Origin of the sequence: Vulcanococcus sp. DEBay_Sum29NL08_54 (assembly GCF_017859255.1) — a bacterium.
GTDB lineage: Bacteria > Cyanobacteriota > Cyanobacteriia > PCC-6307 > Cyanobiaceae > Vulcanococcus.
Genome location: NZ_JAFMNJ010000055.1, coordinates 1 through 6,292, shown reverse-complemented (window position 1 = coordinate 6,292; position 6,292 = coordinate 1). Strand labels below are relative to the sequence as shown.

Sequence of the window (6,292 nt, the reverse complement as noted above, 5' to 3'; positions counted from 1 at the left end):
GGTTGGGCTTGGCGGGACGGCTGAAGGCGGAGGCTTTGGAGCTCGAGGGGCGCTGTCGGCGGCTCGTGCGATCGCCCGTCTCGCGGATCGCGGCTTGTTGCTGGAACAGGCGCTGCTCGAGCTGCTCGTAGCTGGCTTCAAACGGACAGCCCTTGGCGCTCAGGCTGCAGTCCTGGCAGTAGCGGCCATCGCTGTAGCGCTCCAGGTTGGAGCGGTTGAAGAAGTAGGGCTTGTGGCTGAAGCTGCTGGCCACCCACTGCCAACTGAGGTTGTTGCTAGCCGGGTCCCCATCCAGCAGGTGGCGCAGGAACCACTGGGCGCCCGCCTGCCAGCGGATGCGCCGCCAGTGGACGACGTAGGCCGCCAGCCACATCCGGGCGTGGTTGTGCAGCCAGCCCGTCTGCTGCAGCTCCTGGCTGAAGCCATCCATGCAGGCCAGCCCCGTGCGGCCTTCGGTGATGTCGGCGGGGAGCTCCGGTGCATAGGCACCGGGGTGATGGCCGGTCTTGAGCGGTTCCTGGTCGCTCCAGATCCCATCGCCCAGTTGCTCCCAGAGCCGCTGCCAGTAGTCCCGCCAGCCCAGCTCATTGATCAGCTTCTCGCTGGCCTGCCGCTGCTTGGTGCGGGCGAAAACGGCATCGCGCACCTCCGCCAGGCTGATGGCCCCGTGGCGGATGTAGGGCGAGAGCCGGGTGACGGGGCCGCTGAGGAAGTTGCGGGCCTTGGCGTAGCGCTCGGGTTGGACCCTGCGCAGGAGAGCATCCGCCTGGCTGCGTCCGCCCTGGATCGGGCTGAGGCTGCCGCTGGCTTCGGGGAAGAGCTGCTGCAGCGTGCACTCGAGTGCGCTGCGGTCGCTGAATTGACGAGGGAGATCACCGGGGTGCTCCTCCCAGTTCAGGGGCACTCCGCGCGGGGTGGGGCTAGCCAACGATGGCGACTTGGGGTCCAGTGATCCTGGCGTCTGGCGCCTTCTGGGTGAGAATCACCGCAACGCAAGCGCCCGTTTCATGCTCCTCGATCTGCGCGGTAAGAAGGCCCTGGTCACCGGCATCGCCAATAACAAGTCGATCGCCTGGGGCATCGCCCAGCAGCTGCACGCCGCTGGCGCCGAGCTCGGGGTCACCTATCTGCCTGATGACAAGGGGCGCTTTGAAGGCAAGGTGCGTGAGCTGACCGCTCCCCTGGCCCCCACCCTGTTCGAGCCCCTGAACGTGCAGGACCCCGCTCAGATCGAAGCGGTCTTCGCCAAGGTCAAGGAGCAGTGGGGCCAGATCGATGTCCTGGTGCACTGCCTGGCCTTCGCCGGTAAGGACGAGCTGATCGGTGACTACTCGAACATCTCTCCCGAGGGCTTTGCCCGTGCCCTCGAGGTGAGCGCCTACTCCTTGGCACCGCTCTGCAAGCACGCCAAGCCGCTCTTCAGCGAAGGCGGCAGTGTGATCACCCTCAGCTACCTCGGTGCTGAGCGCGCGATCCCCAACTACAACGTCATGGGCGTGGCCAAGGCCGCCCTGGAAGCCTCAGTGCGCTACCTGGCCGCTGAGCTGGGCGAGAAGCAGGTGCGCGTGAACGCCATCAGCGCCGGCCCGATCCGCACCCTGGCCAGCTCGGCCATCGGCGGCATCCTCGACATGATCCACAACGTCGAAGAGAAGGCTCCCCTGCACCGCACCGTCACCCAGGACGAAGTGGGCGGGACCGCGGCCTTCCTCGCCAGCAACCTGGCCTCCGGCATCACCGGCCAGACCATCTATGTCGACGCCGGGTACTGCATCACCGGCATGTGAGCGGCAGACTGAGCTGAGGAGGGCATGACCATGCGCACGGGCGAGATCCATCGCGTCACCGGTGAAACCGATGTGCGCGTCAAGTTGAACCTCGATGGCACGGGCCAGTGCAGCGCCAGCACGGGCGTGCCCTTCCTCGATCACATGCTTCATCAGATCAGCAGCCACGGGCTGGTGGATCTGGAGATCAATGCCGTGGGTGACACCCACATCGACGATCACCACACCAATGAGGACGTGGGGATCGCCGTGGGTCAGGCCCTGGCCCAGGCCCTCGGTGACCGGCGCGGGATTCATCGCTTCGGTCACTTTGTGGCGCCCCTGGATGAGGCCTTGGTGCAGGTGGCCCTCGATTGCAGCGGCCGCCCGCACCTGAGCTTTGGCCTGCAGATCCCCGCTCAGAAGATCGGCAGCTACGACACCGAGCTGGTTAAAGAGTTCTTTGTGGCCGTGGTGAATAACTCCGGCCTCACCCTGCACATCCGGCAGCTGGATGGGGTGAATTCACACCACATCGTTGAGGCCTGCTTCAAGGCGTTTGCGAGGGCGCTGCGCCAGGCCACCGAGGTGGATCCGCGCCGCGCCGGAGCGGTGCCCAGCAGCAAGGGCGTGCTGGAGCGCGCGGGCGCCTAGGCCCGCTTAACACTCCGTTACGCGATGATGGCGGCGTCGCTCAGCGTCTTTGCCCATGACCGTCGCCCCCGCTCTCGGCTACGACCGCTCCGATTGGGCCAGCGCCTTCCGCAATGTTGGCGTCGAGCTTGATGGCGTCGCGCTGACCGCAGCCCGGGGCGCGATTCCAGCTGAGCTCGAGGGCACCTTGTATCGGAATGGTCCCGGCCGGTTGGAGCGGGGTGGTCAGTGGGTGCATCACCCCTTTGACGGGGACGGCATGATCACCGCCCTGCGGTTTGAGGGAGGTCAGGTCCAGCTGCGCAATCGCTTTGTGCGCACCGAGGGCTTTGAGGCCGAGGAGCAGGCGGACAAATTCCTCTACCGAGGTGTCTTTGGCACCCAGAAGCCCGGCGGCATTGCCGCCAATGCCTTTGACCTGCGTCTGAAAAACATCGCCAACACCCATGTGGTGCGGCTGGGGGATCAGCTATTGGCCCTGTGGGAGGCCGCCGAACCCCATGCGCTGGACCCTGAGACCCTGGAAACCCGCGGCCTAAGCCGGCTGGATGGGTTGCTCAAGCCCGGTGAGGCCTTCAGTGCCCATCCCCGCTTTGACCCAGGCCACCATGGCGAGCCTCGGATGGTGACCTTTGGCGTGAAGGCCGGTCCCCGCAGCACGATTCGGCTGATGGAGTTCTCCAGCACCGGAGCGCTCCTGGCCGATAGCCGCCACAGCTTCAAGGGCTTTGCTTTTCTGCATGACTTCGCGATCACCCCGAACTGGGCGGTCTTCCTGCAGAACGCCGTCGCCTTTAATCCGACGGGCTTTGTCATCGGCCAGAAGGGTGCCGCCCAGTGCCTCAGCTCAAAGCCTGGCGAGAAAGGGCAGTTTTGGCTGATTCCCCGCAGCGGAGAGGGCAAACCGCTGCAGATCCCTGCTCCTGAGGGCTTTGTCTTCCACCACCTCAATGCCTTTGAAGACGGCGAGGAGCTGGTGGTGGATTCGATCTACTACGACGACTTCCCCTCGATCGGTCCGGATGTGGACTTCCGCCAGGTCGATTTTGAGTCGATTCCAGAGGGGCAACTGGTGCGTTGCCGTATCCATCTCGAGAGCGGTGCTGTCAGCACCGAAGTGCTCGAGTCGCGCACCTGCGAGTTCGCGATGGTCAACCCCGAGCGGCAGGGCCTGGAGGCCCGCTACAGCTGGATGGCCGTGGCGGAGCGGGAGCGCGGCAACGACCCCCTGCAGGCGATCAAAAAGCTGGATCTCAGCACCGGAGCGGGCCGGGTCTGGAGCGCGGCGCCCCGTGGCTTTGTCAGCGAGCCACTGATGGTGCCCCGCCCCGGTGCCACGGCCGAGGACGACGGCTGGGTGCTCTGCCTGGTCTGGAACGGCGCCCGCTGTGCCAGTGATCTGGTGATCCTGGATGCAGCCAGCTTGGCGGAGGTGGCGGTGCTGGAGCTCCCTCTGGCGGTGCCCCACGGCCTGCATGGGAGTTGGGCCCAGGCCTGATGCCCTGGTTTGTCAAAACCGAGCGCTTCCTGCGGTCCTACGTCGAGATGAAGCCCCATCTCGAGGCCCATCGCCGCTGGGTCGAGCAGCTGCGTGGCCAAGGTCAGGTGCTCAGCAGCGGCTACTTGGTGGATGGTGAGGGTCGGCCTGGAGGCGGTGGGTTGTTGCTGCTGAAGGCCGGGGACTACAGCGAAGCCGAAGCGTTGATCCAGCAGGACCCGATGGTGCTCAGTGGCGGGGTGGAGTGGACGCTGCAGCAATGGCGCCCTGCGGTGGGTGATCTGGGGGTGATCTGAGCAGCCAGTTGGATTTGGTCGCAGGTGTGGCTTGATCCGGTTGTTGCTGCCTCGTGGATTGCCCGTAGACAGGAGTGATCAGCCCCCTGAGCCATGTTCAGCCTTCGATCCGCCGCCCTGGGCTTCTGCCTGATTCCTGCCCTCTCCCCTCTGGCGCTGATCCAACCCGCCCAGGCAGGGGGTGGTGATCGCTGCGGCGGCACCCTCTATCAACTGCAGGTCAGCCAAAGCGGCACCACCGCCTTTGACCGTTTTCGCTTCAACCTCGGCCTTGATGCCGAGGCAGGAACGAAGGCCGAGGCGATGGAGCAGATCAGTTCCCGACTTGAGCGGTTGCGCACAGCCTTGACCCCACTGGTGAGCGGGCGGATGACGATTCCTGCACCGCGCACCTATGCCATTGGTGGCGGCAGCGCTGGGCCTCGGCGGCAGCGGGCCAGCACCAATGTCTCGGGAGAGGTCAGTAAGGGCAACTACGACGCCCTGATCAAGGCAGCAGGCACGTTGCCTGGGGTGAGCCTGCGTGGCTTCACGTCGCTGGCTGCGAGCGGTAGTGCGGAAACAGTGCAGGCTCAGTTGATGCGCCAGGCCTTGGCCGACGGCAAGCGCCAGGCCCAGGCCACGGCCGATGCCCTTGGGCTGCGCAGGGTTCAGTTGCTGCGGATTAATCAGCGTGGCGGCTATGGGCCAAGGCCGATGCCCTACAACCGCGCCCTCTCGGCCAGCTTCAACCCAGAGGAAGCCCCGGCTCCTCGCAACTCGGTGAGCCTGGCGTTGGATTACTGCCTCTCTTGAGCCAGCAGGGCCTGCAGTTGGGGTTTTAGGGCTGCGAAGGCGCGGCCCCGATGCCCCACTTCGGCCTTAAGCGCTTTGGGCATCTCCGCAAAGCTGAGCTGTACTTCCGGCACATAGAAGACGGGGTCGTAGCCAAAGCCGCCATCGCCTCGGCATGCCATCAGGATTTGGCCTGGGCAGTGACCTTCCACCTCAAGGACCACACGACCACTGGGGTCAGCGAGGGCCAAGGCGGCGGTGAAGCGTGCGGAACGGGCCGCCGGGTCGATGGCGCCCGCGTCATTCAGCTCCTGTAGGAGCCGTTCAATGCGTGCTGCATCGGTGGCGGCGTAGCGGGCTGAGTGCACTCCTGGGACGCCGCCGAGGGCATCGACGCTGAGGCCGGAATCGTCGGCCAGGGCCCACTGACCTGTCGCTTGTGCCACGGCCTCGGCCTTGAGGCGGGCGTTGGCCGCAAAGGTGTCGCCGGTTTCCTCTACCTCAATGCCCTCGGGCTGGGGTTGGGTGTCGAGGCCCAGGCCCTCCAGGAGTTGAGCGAACTCACGCACCTTGCCGGCGTTGCCGCTGGCGATCACCAGGGTGGTCATCAGATTGCTTCGGCCAGTTGGCGGGCCCAGGCGAGCACTTCAGCCACACGCGCTTCGCTCGGGGCTTCGCAATAGAGCCGCAGTAGGGGCTCGGTGCCGGAGAAGCGCAGCATCAGCCAGTGGCTGGGGCCGAGGCGCAGTTTCACTCCGTCGGTGGTGATCACCTCTTGAACAGGGGATCCGGCGACCTCCTTTGGCGGGGTGCTGGCGAGGAAGTCCTCCAGCCGCTGCCGGGTGGCCATGTCCTTGAGGCGTAGGTCCAGGCGGTCGTAGGCCGCGGCACCGCCGCAGCGCTCCTGCAAGGCACTGACGCGAACGCCCAAGGGTTGGCCCCCCTCCACCAGGGCCTCGATTAAGAGCAAGGCCGCGTAGAGGGCATCGCGCTCCGGCAGGTGGCTTCCGAAGCCAACACCGCCTGATTCCTCGCCGCCCACCAGCACGTCACTGCTGAGCATTTCAGCGGCGATGTATTTGAAGCCCACGGCCTTCTCGAGCACTGGACGGCCCAGGTCTTCGGCCACCAGTTGCATCAGATCAGATCCGCTCACGGTTTTCACCACCGAACCGCTCAGCCCCTTAGCTCGGGCCAGGTGATCAATGAATAGGGGCATCAGCAGCTGGGTGCTGCAGAAACGTCCGTGTTCATCCACCGCTGCAATGCGATCGCCATCCCCGTCAAAGACGATGCCCACGGCC

Annotated in this window: 7 protein-coding genes and 1 pseudogene; 5 read left to right on the top strand and 3 right to left on the bottom strand. The window is 65.5% G+C overall.

Translation table 11 applies throughout. The annotated features are described in order from the left end of the window. A partial coding sequence (locus QZ186_RS11010) for an FAD-binding domain-containing protein (RefSeq protein WP_296416817.1) occupies window positions 1–904 on the bottom strand: 904 nt, incomplete at its 3' end. A gap of 103 nt (window positions 905–1,007) precedes the next feature. Between QZ186_RS11010 and fabI the strand changes: the two genes are divergently transcribed. The 5 genes from fabI to QZ186_RS10985 all read left to right on the top strand — a co-directional run bounded on the left by fabI (window position 1,008) and on the right by QZ186_RS10985 (window position 5,009). Next, on the top strand, window positions 1,008–1,787 hold the full coding sequence (fabI, locus tag QZ186_RS11005) for an enoyl-ACP reductase FabI (RefSeq protein WP_010314422.1): 780 nt from the start codon (window positions 1,008–1,010) through the stop codon (window positions 1,785–1,787). Window positions 1,788–1,811: 24 nt separating this feature from the next. After that, window positions 1,812–2,420: an imidazoleglycerol-phosphate dehydratase HisB gene (gene hisB, locus QZ186_RS11000; RefSeq protein WP_296416814.1), complete on the top strand. Its 609-nt coding sequence runs from the start codon at window positions 1,812–1,814 to the stop codon at window positions 2,418–2,420. 55 nt (window positions 2,421–2,475) lie between these two features. Then, the gene (locus tag QZ186_RS10995) at window positions 2,476–3,918 is read left to right on the top strand and encodes a carotenoid oxygenase family protein (protein ID WP_296416811.1); all 1,443 of its coding nucleotides are present in this window, start codon (window positions 2,476–2,478) and stop codon (window positions 3,916–3,918) included. Next, a complete protein-coding gene (locus QZ186_RS10990; protein ID WP_296416808.1) occupies window positions 3,918–4,214 on the top strand; it encodes a YciI family protein in 297 nt (98 codons plus the stop codon). Before QZ186_RS10995 ends, QZ186_RS10990 begins: the two co-directional genes overlap by 1 nt. Window positions 4,215–4,307: 93 nt before the next feature. Next, window positions 4,308–5,009, top strand: coding sequence for an SIMPL domain-containing protein (locus QZ186_RS10985; protein WP_296416806.1), 702 nt, complete (start codon window positions 4,308–4,310; stop codon window positions 5,007–5,009). Here QZ186_RS10985 and rdgB read toward each other — a convergent pair. Then, a complete protein-coding gene (rdgB, locus tag QZ186_RS10980; protein ID WP_296416804.1) occupies window positions 4,994–5,596 on the bottom strand; it encodes an RdgB/HAM1 family non-canonical purine NTP pyrophosphatase in 603 nt (200 codons plus the stop codon). The two genes, QZ186_RS10985 and rdgB, sit on opposite strands and share 16 nt — an antisense overlap. Further along, window positions 5,596–6,292, bottom strand: a pseudogene (locus QZ186_RS10975) (phosphoglucomutase/phosphomannomutase family protein); the annotation flags it as partial. The gene rdgB and the pseudogene QZ186_RS10975, both read right to left, overlap by 1 nt.